The sequence below is a fragment of the Deinococcus sp. NW-56 genome (assembly GCF_002953415.1).
In the GTDB taxonomy this organism is placed as follows: Bacteria; Deinococcota; Deinococci; order Deinococcales; family Deinococcaceae; genus Deinococcus.
The window spans coordinates 22,085-43,767 of sequence record NZ_CP026517.1 but is presented as its reverse complement, the minus strand read 5'-3'; the positions used below and the strand labels follow the sequence as shown (position 1 = coordinate 43,767).

The 21,683-nt window shown below is 70.1% G+C and carries 16 protein-coding genes and 1 pseudogene; 8 read left to right on the top strand and 9 right to left on the bottom strand.

The window, feature by feature from the left end; all coding sequences use genetic code 11:
• The first annotated feature begins 18 nt into the window (after positions 1–18).
• On the top strand, positions 19–789 hold the full coding sequence (locus tag C3K08_RS14100; protein ID WP_104992125.1) for a MetQ/NlpA family ABC transporter substrate-binding protein: 771 nt from the start codon (positions 19–21) through the stop codon (positions 787–789).
• Between the two features lie 51 nt (positions 790–840).
• Here C3K08_RS14100 and C3K08_RS14095 read toward each other — a convergent pair whose 3' ends face one another.
• Positions 841–2,238, bottom strand: a complete 1,398-nt coding sequence (locus tag C3K08_RS14095) for a hypothetical protein (RefSeq protein ID WP_104992124.1) — start codon at positions 2,236–2,238, stop codon at positions 841–843.
• 229 nt (positions 2,239–2,467) lie between these two features.
• Here C3K08_RS14095 and C3K08_RS14090 point away from each other — a divergent pair, with 229 nt between their 5' ends.
• Entirely contained in the window at positions 2,468–4,624 is a 2,157-nt protein-coding gene (locus tag C3K08_RS14090) for a heavy metal translocating P-type ATPase (protein WP_104992123.1), read from the top strand.
• Positions 4,625–4,629: 5 nt separating this feature from the next.
• Positions 4,630–5,022, top strand: coding sequence for a helix-turn-helix transcriptional regulator (locus tag C3K08_RS14085; RefSeq protein WP_104992122.1), 393 nt, complete (start codon positions 4,630–4,632; stop codon positions 5,020–5,022).
• A gap of 304 nt (positions 5,023–5,326) precedes the next feature.
• Here C3K08_RS14085 and C3K08_RS14080 read toward each other — a convergent pair whose 3' ends face one another.
• Positions 5,327–6,391: an IS4 family transposase gene (locus C3K08_RS14080; protein WP_104989793.1), complete on the bottom strand. Its 1,065-nt coding sequence runs from the start codon at positions 6,389–6,391 to the stop codon at positions 5,327–5,329.
• A 59-nt stretch (positions 6,392–6,450) separates the two neighbouring features.
• Positions 6,451–7,221: a DeoR/GlpR family DNA-binding transcription regulator gene (locus C3K08_RS14075; protein WP_104992121.1), complete on the bottom strand. Its 771-nt coding sequence runs from the start codon at positions 7,219–7,221 to the stop codon at positions 6,451–6,453.
• A 186-nt stretch (positions 7,222–7,407) separates the two neighbouring features.
• On the opposite strand from C3K08_RS14075, the gene ptsP reads away from it, so the two are divergent.
• The 3 genes from ptsP to C3K08_RS14060 are packed head-to-tail and all read left to right on the top strand — an operon-like array spanning position 7,408 to position 12,747.
• Entirely contained in the window at positions 7,408–9,900 is a 2,493-nt protein-coding gene (gene ptsP / locus C3K08_RS14070; RefSeq protein WP_104992120.1) for a phosphoenolpyruvate--protein phosphotransferase, read from the top strand.
• Positions 9,897–10,868: a 1-phosphofructokinase gene (gene pfkB, locus C3K08_RS14065; protein WP_104992119.1), complete on the top strand. Its 972-nt coding sequence runs from the start codon at positions 9,897–9,899 to the stop codon at positions 10,866–10,868. Before ptsP ends, pfkB begins: the two co-directional genes overlap by 4 nt.
• Positions 10,869–10,926: 58 nt before the next feature.
• Positions 10,927–12,747 carry a PTS fructose-like transporter subunit IIB gene (locus tag C3K08_RS14060; RefSeq protein WP_104992118.1) on the top strand — a complete coding sequence of 607 codons (1,821 nt, stop codon included), beginning with the start codon at positions 10,927–10,929 and terminating at the stop codon, positions 12,745–12,747.
• Positions 12,748–12,852: 105 nt separating this feature from the next.
• Here C3K08_RS14060 and C3K08_RS14055 read toward each other — a convergent pair.
• Together C3K08_RS14055 and C3K08_RS14050 are read right to left on the bottom strand one after the other, a co-directional pair.
• Positions 12,853–13,092, bottom strand: a pseudogene (locus tag C3K08_RS14055) (sensor histidine kinase); the annotation flags it as partial.
• A 527-nt stretch (positions 13,093–13,619) separates the two neighbouring features.
• Entirely contained in the window at positions 13,620–14,084 is a 465-nt protein-coding gene (locus tag C3K08_RS14050) for a hypothetical protein (protein WP_104992116.1), read from the bottom strand.
• Positions 14,085–14,308: 224 nt separating this feature from the next.
• Between C3K08_RS14050 and C3K08_RS14045 the strand changes: the two genes are divergently transcribed.
• Entirely contained in the window at positions 14,309–14,959 is a 651-nt protein-coding gene (locus C3K08_RS14045) for a hypothetical protein (RefSeq protein WP_104992115.1), read from the top strand.
• Here C3K08_RS14045 and C3K08_RS14040 read toward each other — a convergent pair whose 3' ends face one another.
• On the bottom strand, positions 14,960–15,763 hold the full coding sequence (locus tag C3K08_RS14040; RefSeq protein WP_158679948.1) for a hypothetical protein: 804 nt from the start codon (positions 15,761–15,763) through the stop codon (positions 14,960–14,962).
• Between the two features lie 188 nt (positions 15,764–15,951).
• Positions 15,952–17,604, bottom strand: coding sequence for an MBL fold metallo-hydrolase (locus C3K08_RS14035; protein ID WP_104992113.1), 1,653 nt, complete (start codon positions 17,602–17,604; stop codon positions 15,952–15,954).
• 740 nt (positions 17,605–18,344) lie between these two features.
• On the opposite strand from C3K08_RS14035, the gene C3K08_RS14030 reads away from it, so the two are divergent.
• Positions 18,345–18,545 carry a hypothetical protein gene (locus C3K08_RS14030; RefSeq protein ID WP_104992112.1) on the top strand — a complete coding sequence of 67 codons (201 nt, stop codon included), beginning with the start codon at positions 18,345–18,347 and terminating at the stop codon, positions 18,543–18,545.
• Between the two features lie 81 nt (positions 18,546–18,626).
• Here the strand turns inward: C3K08_RS14030 and C3K08_RS14025 are convergent, their stop codons facing one another.
• On the bottom strand, positions 18,627–20,450 hold the full coding sequence (locus C3K08_RS14025; RefSeq protein ID WP_104992111.1) for a nucleoside-diphosphate sugar epimerase/dehydratase: 1,824 nt from the start codon (positions 20,448–20,450) through the stop codon (positions 18,627–18,629).
• Between the two features lie 6 nt (positions 20,451–20,456).
• The gene (locus tag C3K08_RS14020; protein WP_104992110.1) at positions 20,457–21,668 is read right to left on the bottom strand and encodes a DegT/DnrJ/EryC1/StrS aminotransferase family protein; all 1,212 of its coding nucleotides are present in this window, start codon (positions 21,666–21,668) and stop codon (positions 20,457–20,459) included.
• Positions 21,669–21,683: the final 15 nt, after the last annotated feature.

Sequence of the window (21,683 nt, the reverse complement as noted above, 5' to 3'; positions counted from 1 at the left end):
CTCTTCCGGAGTCTCCAAATGAAAAACATCCTGATCCTGTCCGCCCTGGCCCTGACCTCGCTCGCTTCCGCCGGAACCCTGCGCGTGGGCGCCACGCCCGTCCCGCACGCCGAGATCCTGGAATTCGTCAAACCCACCCTCGCCAAGCAGGGCGTGAACCTCGTGATCCGCGAGTTCACCGACTACGTGCAGCCCAACCTCGCGCTGGCGGACGGCAGCATCGACGTGAACTTCTTCCAGCATCTCCCCTACCTGCAAGAGTTCCAGAAGAACCGCCCGCTGGGGCTGGTCGCGGGGGCAAAGGTCCACGTGGAGCCTATCGGCCTGTACAGCCGCCGGGTGAAGTCGCTGCGGGAGGTGCGCTCCGGCGCGACCATCGCGCTCCCCAACGACCCCAGCAACAGCGGGCGGGCCTTGAAGCTGCTGGAGCGGGCGGGGCTGATTCGCCTCAAGCCCGGCGTGGGCGTGCAGGCCACCGTGCGCGACATCACGGCCAACATCAAGCGACTGCGCTTCCGCGAGCTGGAAGCCGCGCAACTGCCCCGCGCCCTGGCGGACGTGGACGCCGCGATCATCAACACGAACTACGCGCTGGAGGCGGGCCTGAATCCCCTGAAGGACGCGCTGATTCTCGAAGACCGCCGCAGCCCCTACGCGAACCTGCTCGTCGCCAAGCCCGCGACCCTGAAGAACCCGGATTACCTCAAGCTGGTGCGGGCGCTTCAGAGCCCCGAGGTGAGGGCTTTTATCCAGAAAAAGTACGGCGGAGCGGTCGTTCCGGCGTTCTGAGACGGCAAGCTTCGTCCAACCACCGTTTCATACGGTGGTTTTTTTGTTCCGTCACTTCGGCCGTGTGGTCCGCAGGCGCTGGTAGTGCCGCACGATCAGGGGGTCGTTGGTCTGGGCACCCTGCACGCAGGCGTCGGCTTCGGCGGCCCACTCGCGCGGCGCACACGTCAGGGCCGCCACCGCCCACTCGAACCGCGCCCGGCCGTCCTCGGTGGCCTGCGCGAGGGGCAGGGTCCGGTGCAGCGAGGCCCGCGCCTCCCCACGCTCCCCCTGGCGGTGCAGGATGCGGGCCTGCACGGAAGCGGCGATCACCCGCAGGCTGAGCACCGGGTGCGTCTCATTGGCGTGCAGGGTCTGCCGGGCCTCGTCGAGGTCGCCCAGCCGGAACTGCGCCGTGCCCAGCGACTGGTGGACGTAGGCGGTCATGCTGAAGTCACCCTGGTCGAGCGCCTCGGCGGCGAGCATCTGGGCGCGGGCGCTGTCGCCGGTCGCGTTGAGGTGCCACAGGTAAAAGGTGAGCACCCCGCAGTGGTCCTGCGCGGACGGGGCGGCCCGCGCCGCCTGGAGGGCCAGCTCGTGCCACAGCCGCGCCGCCCGGAAGTCCTGGCGGGAGTCGTAGGCACTGGCGACCGTCGCGTACCACAGGGCGGGGGACCTTGCCGGGGGGAGGTGCGCGAGCCCCAGCAGGGCGAGGCGCTCGGCCCGCAGGGGGTCACCCAGCAGGTCGGCGAGGTACCCGGCCGTGTAGCAGATGTCGGCCTGCGGTTCGGGGGTGGCCCGCAGCGCCCGGCCGCAGTACTCGCGGGCCAGGGCGTACTCGTCGCGCTCGATGGCCTGGTGGGTCAGCACGTCGAGGGCCAGCGCCGCCCCCTCGCCCCGCGGCGTCAGGTCGAGCGCGGCGCGGGCAGCGGCCTCGGCCTCGCCGGGCCGGTCCTGCCGGGCGGCGCCCAGGGCCTCGTGACCCAGGTCCAGCGCCCGCCGTGCGGGGGGCGTCCGCCGCCGGGTGGGGGCTGGCGGGCCTCGCCCCAGCAGCCGCGCCTCGGTGCGCTCCGCCCACTCCAGCCACTGCTCGGGACCGTCCGCCCGGTGCCCGGCCATGAATTCGCGCCAGGTTCCCTCCAGCGCGAGGTCGGCGGAGGTCAGCTCCAGCACGTCGACCTCCACCCGCGCGAGGTCGAGGTGCAACTGGTGCCCGCGCTCGACCAGCACGTCGGCGGACGCCCCCAACACTCGGCGCACCTTGTAGAGCGCCATTCGCAGGTTGTGCAGGACGCGCCCGCTCTCGCCGCTCCACAGCAGGTCCGCCAGCCGCAGCCGGGGCTGCGGCCCGTCCAGCGCCAGCACCGCCAGCAGCCGCAGCGCCCGCTCCGGACAGCGCGGCCAGTCCTCCCCCACCCGTAGCGCGGCCCCGCCCAGCAGGCGGAGGCCCACCGGCCTGCCCTCGGACATGTCGCCTTTCCCCCCACCCAGCGTACCCACCGGGCACCCGCGCCAAAAGCAGGAGCGGGCCGCACCCGATGAGAAAGCTTTAAGGATGTGCTGTGAAAAGGGCGGCAGCGCAGGGCACTCAGCCCACGGGCGCCCCGCCGGTCAGGGAAAAGTGGTGTCGCCAGCCTGCCCCCGACCGGGGTGAGCATCGCCCCTTACACCTGAGCACTTGTTCAGATATAGTTTGGACATGAGCCGCGCTGCTTCCGCCTCCCCCGGACCGATCACGCTCGACTACTTCGTGGAGGGGATGGACTGTCCCACCTGTGTCCGCAAGATCGAGGGGGCGCTGGAGCGGACCCCCGGCGCGGCGAACGCCCGGACCAACCTCACCACACAGTCGCTGACCCTCACGCTGGACGAGACGCGGACGCCCCGCGCCGCGCTCGAACAGACCCTGCGCGACCTGGGCCATACGCCCCGTCCCCGGCACCACGGGGAGGGCGAGCGGCACGAGCACGGGGCCACGCCGTGGTACGCCACCCGGCAGGGTCGCCTGGTTCTGCTGAGCGGGGGGCTGCTGGCTCTCGCCTTCCTGTTCAGCCTGGCCCGGCCTCCCCTGGCCGTCTGGGGGTACGCGGCAGCCACCCTGGTGGGCACCTGGCCGCTGGCCCGCAAGGCCCTCGCCGCCGCCCGCGCGGGGGACCCCTTCAGCATCAACACGCTGGTGACGCTGGCCGCCCTCGGCGCCCTGGTGATCGGGGAGGCCGCCGAGGCCGCCGTCGTCGTGTTCTTCTTCGCGGTGGGCGAGCTGCTGGAGGGCGTCGCCGTGGGCCGTGCCCGCAGCGGCATCCAGGCCCTGACCCGCCTCGCGCCGAAGACCGCCCGCGTCCTGAACAAGGGGCAGGTCTCCGACCTTCCTGTGGACGCGCTCAAGGTCGGGAATCTGGTGCGGGTTCAGCCGGGTGACCGGGTGCCCGCCGACGGCACCATCCTGGAGGGCCGCAGCCACCTCGACGACTCCCCCGTGACGGGGGAGAGCGTGCCCGTGGGCAAGACGGTCGGGGACCCCGTGTACGCTGGCTCCATCAACACGGACGGAGTCCTGACCGTGCGGGTGGAACGGGAAACGAGGGACAACACCATCGCCCGCATCATCCACCTCGTCGAGCAGGCGGAGGCGAGCAAGGCCCCCATCAGCCGCTTTATCGACCGCTTCAGCCGGATCTACACGCCGGTCGTGGTGATGGTCGCCGCCCTGACCGCCCTGATCCCCATGCTGCTGGCCGGGCAGTACCTGCCGGAAGCGCTGTACCGGGGCGTGGCCCTGCTGCTGATCGGCTGCCCCTGTGCCCTGGTGCTGAGCGTGCCCGCCGCCATCACCAGCGGCCTCTCCGCCGGGGCGCGGCACGGCCTGCTGGTCAAGGGGGGTGCCCCCCTGGAAGCGATCGGGGCGGCCCGCGTCGTGGCCTTTGACAAGACCGGCACCCTGACGGAAGGTCGGCCGCGCGTCACGGACGTGGTGCCGCTGGGCGAGTTGCCGGAGGAGGAGGTGCTGCGCCTCGCGGCGGCCGTGGAGACGGGCTCGAACCACCCCCTGGCGCGGGCCATCGTGGAGCGGGCCGCCGGGCTGCCGCTTCCCGCCGTCACCGAAGCGCAGGCCCTGGCCGGGAAGGCGGTCACCGCCGTGATCGGAGACCGGCCCTACGCGGTGGGCTCCCCCCGCTACGCCCAGGAGACGGTGGGCCTGACGCCCGGAGTGCAGCTCCGCATCCAGGCGCTGGAGGAGCAGGGCAAGACGGTCGTGGTGCTGACCGGCAGGGACGCGGCGCTCGGCCTGATCGCCCTGCGCGACGAGCCCCGCGCCGACGCGGGGGAAGCGGTCACGCGGCTCCGGGCGCTGGGCCTGCGGCCCGTCCTGCTGACCGGGGACAACGCCCGCACCGGGGAGGCCATCGCCCGTGCCCTGGGCCTGGAGGTCCACGCGGAGCTGCTGCCGGAGGACAAGCTGCGCCTGGTGGGCGACCTGAAACGCTCCGGCGGGGTCGTGATGGTGGGCGACGGCATCAACGACGCTCCCGCCCTGGCCGCCAGCGACGTGGGCGTGGCGATGGGCGGCGGCACCGACGTCGCGCTGGAGACCGCCGACGCCGCCCTGCTGCACCACCGGGTCTCGGGGGTGGCGGACCTGGTGGGCCTTTCGCGGGCCACCATGCGGAACATCAAGCAGAATGTCGCCTTTGCCGTGGGCCTCAAGGCGGTCTTTCTGGTCACCACGCTGCTGGGCATCACCGGCCTGTGGCCCGCCATCCTCAGCGACACGGGCGCCACGGCGCTGGTGACGGCGAACGCCCTGCGCCTGCTGGGCTTCCGCCCCGGCGCAGGCGGCGGGAAGGTGCGAGCATGACGGACATGGCCGCTCCCGCCGCTTCGCCCGTTCCTCCCGCCGACCCCCGCCCCGACACCTGCGAAACCGGCTGCACCCACCCGGAGGCCGCCGCGCGTGCCCGGCAGGCCGTGCCGGACGACCGCTGCGTGGAAGACGCCAGCGCCCTGCTCAAGGCCGTGGCCGACCCCACCCGGCTGCGGATGCTCTCGGCCCTCTCCGCCGGGGAACTGTGCGTGCATGACCTCGCGCTGGTCGCGGGCGTCAGCGAGTCCGCGACCAGCCACCAGCTCCGCCTGCTACGGGCACACCGCCTGGTGACCTCCCGCAGGGAGGGCCGCACGGTGTACTACCGCCTGGCCGACCTGCACGTGACCCGGCTGCTGGAAAATGCCCTGGAGCACGCCCGCGAACGCTGACGCCCCCGCGCAGACGCGCCGCTGGCGTTCCGCGTGACCGTTTCCCGGCCGGTGCCTCACGGGCTCAGGGCTGAGGCCCGGTCAGGGGCTGTTGAGGCGGTGCTCACGCTCCGGCAACTTCAGGGCAAGCCGACCTGACGAACCGTCCATGCGGCGGCAGCCCCCGGAGCGCAGACTCCCTGGCGTTCGGCAAGGGAGGCGTCCACCTTGAAAAAAACGGACGCGCGAGCGGGGCGGAAGGAGGCCGGAATCCTGGTCCGCCGGAGCCGTCAGCCGGGCGTGACCAGAAGGGAGCGGGAGCTGACTACCCTTCAAAACGCGGCATGAGAGTCGCGAGGGTGTGCCAAGACGACCGAGAGGGATGCAGCAGCAGATCTTGAAGATGGTCGAGGCCAAGCCGGAACACGGACACCGCACGGTGTCCGTGTTTCTTGATCCGTACGCCTTTCTCGGTTACCAGCAGCTCCCCAGTTACACAGGCCCAGATAAACGCCACACCGACCACCGTCAGCAGGGTGGAGACCCGTTCAGCACGGGTTAGCCCGGTGTCTTCCAGATTGAAGCCCCTCGTTTTGAGCGCGGAGTGCAAGTTTTCTGCCTGCCAACGCTGGGCATACCGTCGGAGATTCGGTCCCACGTGCCCCCGATAAGCGAGGTACAGCGTCTCCCCGGCCGCGTTCTTCGTCGCGGCCACCCGGAGTGACACACCGTAGATCAGGGTCTGGCGTCGCCAGACCCTGACTTCGCCCACTTGGAGCTTGTTGAACACAGCCCACACGGGCAGACGGTGTTGGCCGATGGTGGCGCGTGCAGGCAAGCGAATACAGGGAGCGATGCTGTGCTGATCGAGGAAACGAAACCAGTGCTGGCCGATGAATTCTCGGTCTGCCAGCAGGCACCGGACCTGCCGATCCGGGCAAAACGTCAGGAAGCGCAACACGAGTGATTCCCGAGTACGGGAATCACTCGCCCCACCATGTGGGAGCAATGCCCACATGAGGGGCAGACTGAACCCGTTCCACACAGCAGAAAGCAGCAGGATGTTCACGTCCTGCTGGCCGAGTCGCCAGTTGGTCCGGTCGAGGATCAGATCGACGGGACCGTCCGGCAGGAAGGACAGCGCAAATCTGGGAAACAAACCCTCGGGGAAAGGAAATTGGACGAAGCGACAGAGTCGCTGGTAGCGAGCTGTGAGCGTACCTGGCAACGGAACATGGGTCTTGAGGGTGTAGAGGACGACCGTGCGAGCCTGAATGACCGCCAGGACCAAGGCGGTGAAGACCATCAAGCGGCGGGCATCAAGGGGGAAGGCAGACCGCAGAACGGTCTGCAAGGTATCGTGAGGGGGTCGGCTCTTGGGTGCTTTCATCGCAGAAACACCGTATAGGAGCCGACTTTCTGCTGCCTGTCATCCGTTTTGAAGAGTAGTCAGGAGCGGGAGTCCACGACCCTGACCCCGGCGGTCTCGAAGGCGGCGCGGGCTTCCGGGAGCGCCTCGTCGGTGGCCCAGCTTCCCACCTCCCCGAGGGCCGCGAAGGTGACGAAGCCCGAGTGCCTCCACTTGCTGCTGTCCGCGATCAGCACCGTCTGCCGGGCACGGCGCAGGATGGCCGATTTCTGCTGGGCCTCGACGAGGTTGCTGTTCGTCAGCCCCCGGTCCGGGTCGATGCTGGTGCAGCCCACCAGAAAGACGTCGTACGAGTAGCGGGCCACGGTCGCCAGCGCGTCTGGCCCGGTCAGGCTGTAGGTGGACCCGTACACCTCGCCCCCCACGACGTACAGCGGGCACTCGCCGTTGAGTTCGTAGGCCACGTCCAGCCCGTGCGTGACCACCCGCAGGGTCCGGGTCAGCGCGGGCGTGCGCCGCAGCGCCTGCGCGACGTGCCGGGCGGTCGTGCCCGCGTCGAGGTACACCGTCTGCCCCGGCCGCAGCAGGCCGACGGCCACCTGCGCGAGCCGGGCCTTGCCCGCCTGCCCGGTCTGCTGGCGGTCCGCGTAGCGCTGGTCCTGACTCGCCAGCGTGGCCCCCCCGTGCACCTTGCGAATCAGGCCGCGCCCGGCCAGCACGTCGAGGTCACGCCGGACGGTGGCCCCACTCACGCCCAGCGAACCCATCAGGGCGGTCGTCCGCACCGTGCCCTGCTGGGCCAGCAGGTCCAGAATCCGCGAGAGGCGTTCTTCAGCGAGCAGCCCGGTCATCAGGCCGATGCTATCCCACGGCTGTTCGTGACCGCTCAGAACTGCGCGTCGGGTGGTCACGGGACCGCCCTTGTTTGAACGTTTTGAATCATTTATACTCTCAATTGCTCAAAAGTAATCATGGAGAGAGGCGAGGCTCACGGACGCGGGGAGGGTGGACTCCCTGGAAAGGCGGGGCAGACAGGCATGACCACACTGGCTAGGCACCTCATTCGGCTGGGCGGGGCGGCCCGCGACAAGACCGACGCCATCACCCAGGTCGCCGCGCTGCTGGCCGGGGCCGGGAACGTGCATCCGGACTACCTGCGGGGCATGCTGGCCCGCGAGGAGCAGGCCAACACCTACCTGGGCAGCGGCATCGCCATCCCGCACGGTACGCCGGAGACCCGGCACCTGATTCACGAGACGGGCCTCGCGGTGCTGCAACTTCCCGGCGGCGTGCGCTGGGGCGAGGGTGGGGAACCCGTGCGGCTGGTGATCGGCATCGCCGCCGCGAGCGACGAGCACCTCGCCATCCTGCGCCGCCTCACCCGCGTGCTGGGGGACGAGGCGCTGGTCGAGCGGCTGAGCACCACCAGCGACCCCGCCGACATTCAGGAAGCCCTCACCGGGGAGCGCCCGGCCGCCGCCCCTGCGGCCGGGGCGGCGCTTCCCCACGCGGCGCGGGTCACGCTGCCTAATCCGCTGGGCATGCACGCGCGGCCCGCGACCCTGCTGGCGAACCTCGTGCGCTCGCGGGGCGGGCGGGTGCGGCTGGCGCGTGACTCCGGCGAGAGCGCCGACGCTACCCGGCTGATGGAGGTGCTCTCGCTGGGCCTCACGCGCGGCACGCCCGTCACCGTCAGCGCGGACAGCCCCGAGTTGCTCGCCGCCGTCACCGACGCCATCCGCGCGGGGCTGGGCGACGACCTCAGCGCGGCGCCCGCGAGCCCGGCCCCGGCCCGGCGTGCCCCCGAGTGGGAACCCCGGCAGGTCGCGGCGACGGTGGAGGGGGTCCCCGCCGCCGACGGGCTGGTGATCGGCGTGACCCGGCAGCACGCCCCCCGGCCGCTCGACGTGCGCGACGAGCCGGGCGACCCCGCCACTGAAGCTGCCCGGCTGGACGCGGCGCTCGCCGCCGCCTGGGCTGAACTGGGCACCGTGATCGCCGACGTGGCAGCCCGCTTCGGCGCGGACAAGGCGGCCATCTTCCAGGCCCATCAGGAACTGCTGGGGGACGAGGGGGTCGTGCAGGACACCGTGGCCCGCATCCTCGACGGGCACGGGGTGGCGTGGGCCTACCGCGAGGCGACCGGGGAGCGCATCTCGCACCTTCAGAAACTGGACGACCCAACCCTCGCGGCCCGCGCGGTGGACCTCAGCGACGTGCAGCGGCGGGTGCTGCGGCACCTGCTGGGCCTGCGCGAGCCGGAGATTCACGCGGGCGGCCCGGTCATCCTGCTCGCCCCCGACCTGACGCCCAGCGACACCGCCCGGCTGGGGCCGGACACCCTGCTGGGCTTCGTGACCGCGCAGGGCGGCCCCACCAGCCACACCGCGATCATCGCGCGGGGCCTGGGGCTCCCCGCCGTGGTCGCCGCCGGGGAGGGTGTGCTGGAGATTCCCGACGGCACCCGCGCGATTCTGGACGGGTCGGCGGGGCGACTCTACCTGAACCCCTCGGAGGCGGACGTGGCGTCGGCCCAGGAGCGCCAGGGCGTGCTGGCCCGCGAACGGGACGCCGCCCGCGCGGCCCGCTTCCAGCCCGGCGCCACCCGCGACGGGGCACGGGTCGAGGTCGCCGCGAACATCAACCGCGCCGCCGACGCCTCGGCCGCGCTGGAGGCGGGGGCCGAGGGCGTGGGCCTGATGCGCACCGAGTTCCTGTTTCTCGAACGCGACTCGGCCCCCTCCGAGGACGAGCAGGAACGGGAGTACCGGGCGATGGCGCAGGCCCTGGAAGGCCGCCCGCTGATCATCCGCACGCTCGACATCGGCGGGGACAAGGAGGTGCCCTACCTGGGGCTGGCCCGCGAGGACAACTCCTTCCTGGGCATTCGCGGCATCCGGCTGTGCTTCGAGCGGCCCGACCTCTTCCTCCCGCAGTTGCGGGCGGTCGCGCGGGTGGCGCGGGATCACCCGAATCTCCACCTGATGTTCCCGATGGTCGCCACCCTGGAAGAGTTCCGCCGTGCCCGCGCGATCTTCGATTCCGTGCGGGAGGAGGTGGGCGCTCCCCGCGTGCCCCTCGGCGTGATGATCGAGGTGCCCTCGGCGGCATTGATCGCCGATCAACTTGCCCAGGAGGTCGACTTCTTCTCGGTCGGCACGAACGACCTCACCCAGTACACCCTGGCGATGGACCGCCTGCACCCGCAACTCGCCCGCCAGACCGACGCGATGCACCCGGCGGTCCTCCAGCTCATCGCGCGGACGGTGGAGGCCGCCGAGCGCCACGGCAAGTGGGTCGGCGTGTGCGGCGGCGCGGCGGGGGACGAGGTGGGCGCCCTGATTCTCGCGGGGTTGGGCGTGGGGGAACTCTCGGTGAGCACCCCACAGATCGCGGGCGTGAAGGCCGCCCTGCGGGGCCGCACCCTGGCCGAACTCCGGACCCTGGCCGGGCAAGCCCTGGCCCAGCCCGACGCCGAGTCGGTCCGCGCCCTGGTTCAGGCCGCGCAGCCGGAAGGAGCCACGGCATGACTGCGGCCGTCCCGCGGGTCGCGACCCTCACCCTGAACCCGGCCCTCGACCTCACCGTGCGGGCGGACGGCTGGCGGCGGGGCGAGGTGAACCTGGGCCAGCATCTGCACTGGGCGGCGGGCGGCAAGGGCGTGAACGTGGCCTCCTTCCTGGCCGACCGGGGCCTGGCGGTCACCGCGACCGGCCTGCTGGGAGGCGAGAACCCCGAACCCTTCGAGACGCTTTTCCGGACCAAGGGCATCCGCGACGCCTTCGTGCGGGTGCCCGGCGCCACCCGCGTCGGCGTGAAGCTGGTGGACGGCGCGGCGCAGGAGACGACCGACATCAACCTGCCCGGCCTGGCCGCCACGCCGGAGGTGCTGGAAGAGCTGGAGAGCCGGGTGTTCGCCCTCGCCGCCGACCACGCCGTCTTCGTGCTCGCGGGCAGCCTGCCGCCCGGCGTGGACGCGGGCTTCTACGCCCGGCTGACCGCCCGGCTGCGGGCGGCGGACCGCTTCGTGGCGCTGGACACCAGCGGGGCGGCCCTTTCGGCGGCGCTGAACGCGAGCACCCTGCCCGACCTCGTCAAGCCCAACATTCACGAGCTGGAGGCCGCCCTGGGCCGTCCTCTGACGGGCGAGGCCGACGTGCTGGCGGCGGCAGGCGAGCTGATCCGCCGTGGCGCGGGCCTGGTCGCCGTGTCGCGGGGCGAGCGCGGCGCCCTGCTGGTCACCGACCGGGAAGCCGTGCGTGCCCGCCCCCCACGGGTGAGCGTGCAGAGCACCGTCGGGGCCGGGGACGCGATGGTGGCGGGCCTGGTCGCCGCCCACGCCGCCGGTCTGGGCCTCGCGGACGCGGCCCGGCATGCCACGGCCTTCAGCCTGGGGGCGATCACCCGCCTGGGCGCCCATCTCCCCCCCGAGGCCGAACTGGACGCCTTCGCCGCGCAGGTGCAGGTGGACGTGCTGGAGGGGGTCACGCGGGCATGACCGGCCTCTCCCCTGTCCCGAGCCCCAAGCCCTCTCGTTTCCCCAAGGAGACCCTGGTATGGCCCACCTGGTAGCCGTCACCGCCTGCCCGACCGGCATCGCCCACACCTTCATGGCCGCCGAGGCCCTGCGCCGCGCCGCGCAGGCGGCGGGACACGACCTGCGCGTGGAGACGCAGGGCAGCGTGGGGGCCGAGGGCACCCTGACCCCCGCCGAGATCGCGGCCGCCGACGGCGTGATTCTCGCCGCCGACGTGGCGGTGGACGAGGCCCGCTTCGCCGGAAAGCGCGTCGTTCGCGCGAGCACCGGGGAGGCCATCCGGGGGGCGGCGGGACTGGTCGCGCAGGCGGCCGGAACGGGGGCAGCGACCACGACCCCCGCCGCGCCCGCCGTGAGTCCCCCCACCCCCGACGCCGCCCGCCCCCTCCGCATCGTCGGGGTCACCGCCTGCCCCACGGGGATCGCGCACACCTTCATGGCTGCCGAGGGGCTGGAGAACGGCGCGAAGGCCCTGGGCCACCGGGTCAAGGTGGAGACGCAGGGCAGCGTGGGGGCGGGCAACGCGCTCACCGCGCAGGACATCGCGGACGCCGACCTGGTGGTGATCGCGGCCGACACGAACGTGGACCTCTCGCGCTTTCAGGGCAAGCGGGTCTACCAGACGGGCACCAAACCCGCCATCCAGAACGGGCAGGCCGTGGTGCAGCGGGCACTCGCGGAGGCGCCCGTGTACGGCACGGCGGCGGGCATGGCGGTCGCGGGTGCCCAGGGCGGGACCGACTTCGTGGCGCAGGCGAGCGCGGGCAAGGCCGCCAAGAACGCCGGGGTCCCCAGCGCCTACAAGCACCTGATGACGGGGGTGTCGCACATGCTGCCCTTCGTGGTGGCGGGCGGGCTGCTGATCGCGCTGGCCTTCGCCTTCGGGGGCATCAACCCGGCCCCCGGCACCTTCGGGGCGGCGCTGAGCCAGATCGGGGGCGGCTCGGGCGCCTTCGGCCTCTTCATCCCGGTGCTGGCCGGGTACATCGCCTACTCCATCGCGGACCGCCCCGGTCTCGCGCCCGGCATGGTCGGCGGCCTGCTCGCCGCGACGGGCGGCAGCGGCTTCCTGGGGGGCATGATCGCGGGCTTCCTGGCAGGGTATATCACCCGCACGCTCAACCGGGGCATCCGGCTGCCCCGCACCCTGGAGGGCCTCAAGCCCACGCTGCTGCTGCCCCTGCTGGGCACGGCGATCACCGGCCTGCTGATGATCTACGTGGTCGGCCGCCCGGTCGCGGCGGCGCTCACGGCCGCGACGAACTGGCTGCGTGGCCTGGGCGATACCTCGGCGGGCGTCCTGGGTGCCGTGATCGGCGGGATGATGGCCTTTGACATGGGCGGGCCGATCAACAAGGCGGCCTACACCTTCTCCACCGGGCTGCTGGGCTCCGAGGTCTACGGTCCCATCGCCGCCGCGATGGCGGCCGGGATGACCCCGCCGCTGGCTCTGTTCCTCGCCACGCTGCTGTTCAAGAACCGCTTCACCGCCGACGAGCGCGAGGCGGGCAAGGCGGCGGGCGTCCTGGGCATCTCCTTTATCACCGAAGGCGCGATCCCCTTCGCCGCCCGCGATCCCCTGCGGGTCATCCCGTCGCTGATGGTCGGCTCGGCGGTCGCCGGGGCGATCAGCATGGCGGCCGGGTGCCTGCTCCGTGCCCCCCACGGCGGCATCTTCGTGCTGTTCATTCCCAACGCCGTGACCAACCTGCCCATGTATGTCCTTGCCATCCTCGCCGGGACCGCCGTGAGCACCCTGCTGCTGGGGGTGCTGAAGCGCCCGGTGGAGACGGCCGTGGCGGCGCCCACACCGACGGTGGCGAACCCCGCGACCGACTGAGCGCCCCTCCGCGCCGAAGATGCCTCACCCTGCCAGAAACGGACAGGGTGAGGCGCTTTAGGGAGAGGAACGGGTGGAGTTTCCCGGCCAGGCGAGGGGCCGGGTTCAGCGCGTGAGGTGACCGTGCGGTGGGCTGGCCGGGAACCCTGAATCAGCCAACGGCACCGTGAAGCTCACCCTGGCCCCCTGGCTTGGCGTGCTCGTCAACTCAATGTGCCCACCGTGCGCCTCCACGATCGACTTGCAGATGCTCAGCCCCAGGCCGCTGCCGCCCACGCGGCGGGAGAGGTCGGCTAAGTACATGCGAGCGAACACGTGGGGCAGATGCGCCGGGGCGACTCCGCTCCCGTTGTCCTCCGTATGGGGGAACGCGTCGCCCCTGGCAGGGCGCGGCCCTCGTCAGCTCGCACGCAGCTACGCCCACGGCGGCCGCGCGAATCAACTTGAATGTGAGGAGGTGCCGCGTAAGCCACGGCTTGCCGCATCCAGCCAGCAGCGTGGTGTGCGTCACCGCCGTGATTGCGCTGGAAACCGCTACGGCCATCAGCGCGGAGGGGTCAAGGGAGGGCGCGAGGCATATGGGCCTCTACTGGAAAGCCCATGCCGGGTATCCGCCGAGCGCCGCGAGTTGAACGAACACCTGACCGCCTTCGACCCTCGGCCGGGCGGTCTGAATAGGGCGTGGTCTGCGCCGACCAGCACCGCCCGTTCAGGGAGCGCGAGTGCCCCCAGAGAGTCAACGTGACGACCTGCATGCCCCGACTGTTCAACGCTGAAATGGAGGCCCTTGCGGGTACGTTATCGCGGGCGCTGGCATTCAGCCCAGGTGTCCGGAGGTGGGAAGGGGTCGTGGTTTTGGCGGACGCTGGTGCTTAGGAGGATTTGTCGGGCCGGGTGGAGTTCATCCTGCGGCTCGGGGGGAACGGATCGCTGGCCTCGTCTACCACTCCCCCTTGCCTTTTGAAATGATCCCGCAAGTACCCCCCGATCGCGTCCATCTTGTCCAGCAGTCGGCGCTGAACTTCCTCTATCCGGAGCTGATTCTCCTCCAGCCGCAGTTGACTTTCCTCCATGTTCGTCAGGCGTTGCAAGATCACTTGGACCGACTCAGGTGGCACTGGCTCAGCCGCCTTCCCCAGCCGCAGCAGCAGTGCTTGACGGTAAGTCCAGCCTGGCCGTTCTCGCAGGGTGGCTCGGATGGCCCGGAGGTCAGTGATCGTCCTGTCCGAGAGAACGGACTCGACGTCTGTGCCCAGCTCGGCGTGATAGGCAGCCCGGCGTTTGCTCATGGACGAGGGTTCCCAGCCGAGTTCGCGGGCCAGTTCCGATGGCAACATGCCCGTTACCGTATGGACCAGGCACTTACAGCAGTCTGACTTTCCAGGATCTGAGTTGGACTTTAAAGGTGAGCTGCATTACTTAGGCTGGCGGACTCCCGTCTGCAAAACCACAGCCTTAACCACAACTTCCTTTCCATGTAACGCTCAAGATTCCCCGCCCCAGCCGACGCGCACCCTTGGACGTCATGGTCTTGTGATGACCTGCATGCCAGAAACGGGGCATGACCCTCCACCCGGCCACCCGCAAGGCCCACCTCCGGGCCTTCCTGACCCAGCATCCAGTCGCCACGACGGTGCAGCTCGAGCGGGCCGGGTTAACCGAGCCGATGAGGTGGCTGGACCTTCCGCAGGTCACGTACACCTGTCGGACCCGCACCATGCAGCCCCACTCCGAGACGGACCTGACCTTCGTGGCCCTGCAGAACCGCACCCTGGGGCGCCCACCGCGTGAGCTGATGCACGACGCGGCCCTGACAGAGATACGGCTGCGCCTGGCTCAGGAGGATCCCCGACTCGCCCGCTACGGCTGGCATGTCACGACGGCCAGAGGACGGGAGCGCGGCAATCGGCCGGACGCCGAACTGCGTTCCCCCAATCCGGACCGGCGCAGTGATTACGCGGTGGAGGTCGATGCCGGGTACTCGCAAGAGGTACGCCTGACGAAGATCGAGGCGTTTGGCGAGATGGGGTACTCCGGGGTGATCTGGGCGACCACCGTGCACGCCCGGACCCGGACCGTCCCGAATGAGGCCCTGACGATTCGGCACCTCAAGCTGCGGACACTGATGGCCTACTTCATCGATTTCTGGTCGGCGAACGATCCTTACCGCGACCGCCCACGCTGCCACAAGTGGATGGTTCACGGCTGGTGACTAGCGGCGCGGCAGCTCGATGATGCGCAGCCGGGGGATTCCCTGGCGCTCCTTGATGTACGACCAGCCGGTCCAGATGCCGGAGCCTTCCAAGCTGGAATCCGCGTGCTTGAGGGCCACGTGCCGCAGCACATCATGGGTGTCATGGTCCTGGGGAAGGGCCACGATCAGCGGGTGCTTCCAGCCAGGCGGGCCTTCCTCATGGGCTCGCAGCAGCGCTCGCAAGCGTGCGGACTTGATCCCGCCATTGCCGATCGAGGCATAAAGCGAGGGGTACCCGGTCTGGCCCAGATGGTGGTAGTCCTGCCGCCAATCGAACGGCTTGACCGGGAATTTGTTCTGGGCCATCAGCTCCGCGACGTGAGCGGGAACGCGCAGCATGTACGAGACGATGTGCCCTTCCGGCCTCCCATTGCCGACCACCTTCTTCTGCTTGTTCACATACTGGCGGGCGATGACGCGGTAACCTTCACGCTCCAGAATCTCCAGCGCGTCGTTCTGAAAGGCGCGGTCTGCCAGCAGGGTCGGCCCCGTGAGGTAGTCCACCCGTTGGTCGGCGGGGTCATCCGCGTCCTCGTTCTGGTACCGGAAGAACTGATAGGTGGCCTTGCTCAGGCCGACCACTTCGCCGTACATGGTCTGCGCCGCACGCAGGTAGCCCTCCCGGATCAGGGCGTCCCACGTCATCTTGGGACCGTGGCCGCGCACCAACCGGCGGGTGGTCAGTGAGCCGTGCTGGAGGACATCACGCAGCACCCTGAACTTGAACTCGCTCAGCGAATAGGGTTCGATCCTGGGGGGCATATCTCCAGGGTAGGAGCAGGGCGGGTTGGTCGGGGCGTGGCAGATCCGGACCTTGGCGTCGGCGGGCATCTCCACGCTCATCTCTCCACCAGCCTGGAACGGGTGGCCGGGGGGCACTCCCTCGACACAGCCCGCACCATCCCTCAGGAGTTGTCCCCCGCCCCTTCCCCGAGGACAGGCCCCGGCGATCACACCGGCGAGCCTTCCGGTTCGGGCCGCGCCGCATCTTCCTCGGGTTGTCCGGCGGCCGGGGTGCCCACCGCGTCCGGGTCCCGCTGGGTCAGCTTGATGCGCGAGAGCTTGCCGCGCAGCACTTCCAGCGTGTAGTCGCCTTCCCCAAACAGCTCCGCGTCCAGGCCGTCCGGCAGGATCACCCGCAGCTCGTGGGCCGTCGGCTCGTACCGGACCAGGACGGGCTTGCGGGCATGCCGCTCCCGGGTGGCCTCCAGGCGCCGCTTGGGGGCCGAGATGAAGCTGCCCCGGCGTTTGCCGGAATCCTGCAAGGCCACCACCTCCCCGGCCCGGGGTAACCCCACCTCGTACTTCGAGCCGAGGTACCCGGCGAGGTTGGATCTGGGGGCCGTTTCCCCGTGGGTCAGGAGCACCTTGCCAGGCTTGTAGCGGGCGATCATGGAAATCAAACCGCCCCGGTCCGCGTGGGCCGATAAGTAGAAGCGCTCGATGCGGGCGTGGGCGGGCACGGCTTCCCGTTCCCCCTGACGGGTGGGCAGCAGCACGTCCCCGCCTTGCTGAAGTTCCAGCAGTCGGCGGCCGGGCGACTCGGCATCCTGGTAGCCCACGACGAACAGGGCGTTGTCCGGGTCGGGCAGCCACGCCCGGGCGTACTGCGGACTTGCCCCCGCGTGCAGCATCCCACTTGACGCGATGACGACCGCCGGGCGGTCCTCCCCGATGACCCTGGCCCGGTCCCGGTGATCCGCGACGGGCCGCACGGGGTCACTCAGGAAGACCGGCTGGCCGCTCGTCTTGCGCCGGTTCTCCAGTGCCCGGGGGAGCAGGGGCAGCATCTCCTCGTAGGCCTCGGTGATGGGCCGGGTCAGGCCGTCGAGGTAGATCGGGACCTTCTGCACCAGGCCGCTCGCCATCGCCGTGACGAGGAGCTGGGTGATCTCCTGGGCGCGGCCCAGGGCGAACGACGGAATCAGGACCTTGCCCCCACCCCGCAGGGTCGCGTCGATGGCCGCGCTGAAAGCCCGCACCTGCTCCTTGCGGGAGGGGAGCAGGGTGTCGCCGTAGGTGCTCTCGGAGACCACCGCGTCCACGGGCATGACCTCCGGGGGCAGCCAGGCGGCGTTCACGACCGGCGTGTCCACGTTGCTGACGTCCCCGGTGTGGAAGACCGACTGACCCGCGCTCTCGATCAGGACGCTCGCCGCACCGATCAGGTGCCCGCTGGGGCTGAGGGTGAACGCGAACCCGTGATCCGCGCAGCGCCGGTGCCAGCCCAGGGGCCGGAGCCGTTCGAGGGTGCGCCCCATCTCCCCGGCGCTGAAGAGGTGCGCCCCCTGCTCGGTGCTGACCTTGAGGGTGTCGGCCAGCACCAGAGGAACCAGCCGGGCGGTGGCCGCCGAGCAGTAGATGGGCAGATCCGGGAAGCGGCGGATCACCACCGGGAGGGCGGCCACATGGTCGAGGTGGGCGTGGGTGAGAATGGCCGCCGTGGGGGGATGTTCCTGAAGCAGGTCGAGCTGAGGAAGGGCCGCCTCGCCGACTTGCCCGGGCCGCAACCCGGCGTCGATCAGGAGATTGCCTTCCTTGAGGAGGTAGAGGTAGGAGCTGGCTCCCACCTCGTCCGTGCCGCCCAGTCCCAGAAACTGCATGGCCCGATGCTAGGGGACTCGCGCGGCAGGGGGATGACGCTGCACCTGCCGCCAGGCTGGTTCATGAAACAGGGCAGGGATCGGCTGAGGTTGCCCCGTCTGCACCCCCGGACCCAGGCGCTTCGACCCCCGGCGGTCCCCACCGGGCCAGGGCTCACCGCCGCCAGGGTGGAGGGGCGCGGGGAGAAGCTGCGCGGAACGCCGTGGTTGGAGGACTGCCGACGCCAGCAGCCACGTGCTGAAGCCTGGGGGCGCCCTCTGAGCCGGGCCAGTTCCAGCACGAACAGCCCCCTCCAGGACACCCGACGGTCAATCGGCCTGGAACGAAGGCGCGCGAGGGCACCTGGCAGGAGGGCCGCAATCGTATCTCCTGGAAGGAGAGTGCCCGCTCTTCCCAGTTTCCCGCTCGTCAGGGAAGAGGCGCAACTTTCCAGAGACAGCTCCGCCGTGACGCGGGCGGGTGCGGTTGCTTACCGGCACATGGGGCCTTCACGCAAAGCACGGGGCATGTTCGCTGTCCCTCCCGCCCCGTTCAACCCTGACGATGATGGCCTATGAGGGGGTGCGGGCACGAGGCGCTCACAGGTGGAAGGTGGCGTGGCGGAACACATTGGAAGCCCGGCTTGGGGGGGAATCTGCAGCGGGACAGCGCAACGGCTGTACGCGGGGAGCCGAGCGGGGGTGTGCGGTCTATCGCCGTACCCGGCGGGGACCTACCCTATGGGGAGGAGGCAGGGGTGATGAGAGTGACCGTGACCGTGGACGAGCAAGGCCGCCTGATCCTGCCCCCAGAGGTCGCGCAGCAGCTTCAGGTCTGGCAGCACCTCGTCATCGACCTCCTGCTGGAGGGCGGTCCCTTCACGCGGTTCGTCGGGACCCTCCCCCCGCTGGAGGAGGACAGCGCCACGTACTACCGGCGCGAGCGGGGCCACAAGGAGTAACCTGCTCCCTGGACTTCAATCCAGACCTTTCAGTCCGCCCATGACTTCTATGTTCGCCCGTGAGCAGGATGCGCAGGGGCATCAACGCACGCTGCCAAACTTGTTCTCGGGAATCAGGCGGGCGAGGTGGGCGCGGATGGCCCCGTCGTCCTTGACCTCGGCCTGCTGCCGCAATGTCCGCAGTTCGCCCGTCAACCGCTGGGCATCCACCTGACCCAGCCGGGCGCTGAAGATCTCGCTGTGGGTGGTCGCGTCGGCGCCCTCGCTGGGGGTCAGCAGTTCCTCGTAGAGCTTCTCGCCCGGCCGGATGCCGCTGTAGACCACGTCCACGTCGCGGGCACCGCTGAGGCGGATCACGTCGCGGGCGAGGTCGGCAATCTTCACCGGGTCGCCCATGTTCAGGACATAGACCTTGCCGTTCTCGGCGAGACCTCCGGCCTGCAGCACCAGCCGCGCCGCCTCCGGGATGGTCATGAAGTACCGCACCATCTCGGGGTGGGTCACCGTGATGGGACCGCCCGCCCGGATCTGGGCCATGAAGGTGGGCACCACGCTGCCCCGGCTGCCCAGCACGTTGCCGAAGCGCACCGAGACGAAGGCCTGCGACGGCCGCGCCCGTGCCGCCCCCGCCGAGACCACCATCTCCGCGACGCGCTTGGACGCGCCCATCACGCTCGTCGGGTTGACCGCCTTGTCGGTGGAGATATTGACCAGCCGTCCCACGCCGTATTCCAGGCAGAGGTCCACCACGTTTTGCGTCCCGATGACGTTGTTCAGGATGGCCTCGGAAGGGGCTTCCTCCATCAGCGGGACATGCTTGTGGGCAGCGGCGTGAAAGACGACCTCCGGACGGTAGCGCTCGAAGACGGCCCGCAACCGGGCGGCGTCCCGCACGTCCCCGATCAGGCCCACCTGCTTGATCTCCGGCCAGTGGCGCATCAATTCCTGCTGAATGGAAAAGACGCTGTTTTCCCCACGCCCGAACAGCAGCACGGTGGATGGACCGAAGGGCGCGATCTGCCGGACAATTTCCGAGCCGATGCTGCCACCCGCCCCGGTTACCAGCACGACGCGGCCCCGCAGATACCCGGCGATCTCGGCGGTGTTGAGTTCGACGGGGGGTCGCCGCAACAGGTCTTCGAGATTGACGTCGCGAATCTGGCTGATCCCCACGTTGCCGCTGAGAATCTCGAACACACCGGGAATAATGCGGTAGCGCAGCCCTGCCTCGCGGGCGAGGTCCACTACCCGGCGCACGAACTGCCCGTCAGCGGATGGGACCGCAATCAGGATCTCCTGTGCCCCCTCACGGGCCGCCACGTTGGGCAGATCGGCCACCGGACCGAACACGGGCAGGCCCACCACCCGCGTGCGCCCTTTACCCGGCTCGTCGTCCAGAAAGCCGATGGGCTCCAGCCCGGCTTCCGGGTGCCGCTGCATCTCGCGGGCGATCAGGGTGCCTGCCTCGCCCGCCCCAACGATCAGCACCCGCTGCCGCTGCGGCGCGGCCTGGAGGCGCACCCGTTCATCGGCGACCCGTGCCGCCAGCCGCACACCACCCAACAGCAGGAACCCCAGCACCCCCGCCAGGACCGGCACGCTGCGGGGCAACTGCAGCCACCCCTGCAGGATGAAGCCCAGCGCGAACATCACCAGGGTAGCCAGCGCGACGGCCCGCCCTAGCCGTTGCAGGTCCAGCACCCCCACCCGGCGCCACGTTTGACGCTGCAGGCTGTAGTAGCGCTCCAGCGCGGCCATCACCATCACGCTGAGGAGCAGGTAGCCCCACACGTTGAGGGGAATCCCAAGCGCCAGCAGGTCCGGTTTGCGGAAGGCATAGGCGAGGAGGCCAGCTACGCCCCAGAGGGCGAGGTCGATCAGGAATTTGGTGGTTGCGGGAGGCATGATTGTTTAGCCGCGTGTGGCCTGCGCCAGCACGTCATCGACCGCGTCTGCCATCCGGTGCAGGTCTGCTGGCGAGAGGGTCGGGTGCACTAGGAACATCAGCGAGGTTTCCCCGAGTTCACGGGCGACCGGAAGGCGCTCCCCTGGCCCGTATCCCGCGTCCCGAAAGGCCTTTTCCAGATAGATCTCCGAGCACGACCCACTGAAGCAGGGCACCCCACGAGCGGCGATCTCGGTCATCAGCCGGTCACGGTCCCAGCCGTCGCGCAGCTCCTCCGGGCGAACATAGGCGTAGTACTTGTAGTAGGAGTGGAAGATGTCCTCTTCCGGCAGGGTCAGCCGCAGCGCCCGGTGATGGGCAAAGCGCTCGTTTAGCACGGCGGCGTTGGCGCGGCGCCGCTCAATCCAGTCCGGTAATTTGCGGAGCTGCAACCGTCCGATGGCGGCCTGGACCTCCAGCATCCGCCAGTTGGTGCCGAAGGACTCGTGCAGCCAGCGGAAGCCGGGCGGGTGCTCGCGCTCGTAGACGGCCTCGTAGCTCTTGCCGTGGTCCTTGAAGGCCCAGGCCCGCCGCCAGACTTCCGTGTCGTTCAGCGCAAGCAGGCCACCCTCGCCACCCGTCGTCATGATCTTGTCCTGGCAGAAAGAAAAGGCCCCCGCGTGCCCGATGCTGCCCACCGGGCGCCCCTTGTAAAACGCACCGTGGGCCTGGGCGCAGTCCTCGATCACCACGAGGTCGTGTTCGCGGGCCAGCTCCATGATGGGGTCCATGTCGCAGGGCCACCCCGCGAGGTGAACGGCGATGATGGCGCGGGTCTTCGGAGTGATCAGCGGGCGGATGGTCTCGGCGGTCATGTTGCCGGACTCACGGTCAACTTCCGCGACCACAGGCACGCAGCCCCGCATCACGGCCGCGCTCGCCGAGGCGATAAAGGTGCGGCTGGTGGTGATCACCTCGGCGCCCTCGCCAATCCCGAACGCGTAGAGGGCCAGTTCCAGCGCCAGCGTGCCGTTGTGCAGGGCGATGGCATGCCCCATGCCCAGGTACTCGGCGTACTCGCGCTCGAACTCGCGGGCCTCGGTACCCGTCCAATAATTTACTTGGCCGGACTGCAAGACCCCGGTGACAGCCTGTACCTCGTCGGATTCGAAAACCGGCCAGCCGGGAAAAGTGGGGACCGGGGCGGAAGGGGCGGGCTGATTCAATGTGTTCGTCATGGTCGTCTCCAAGGA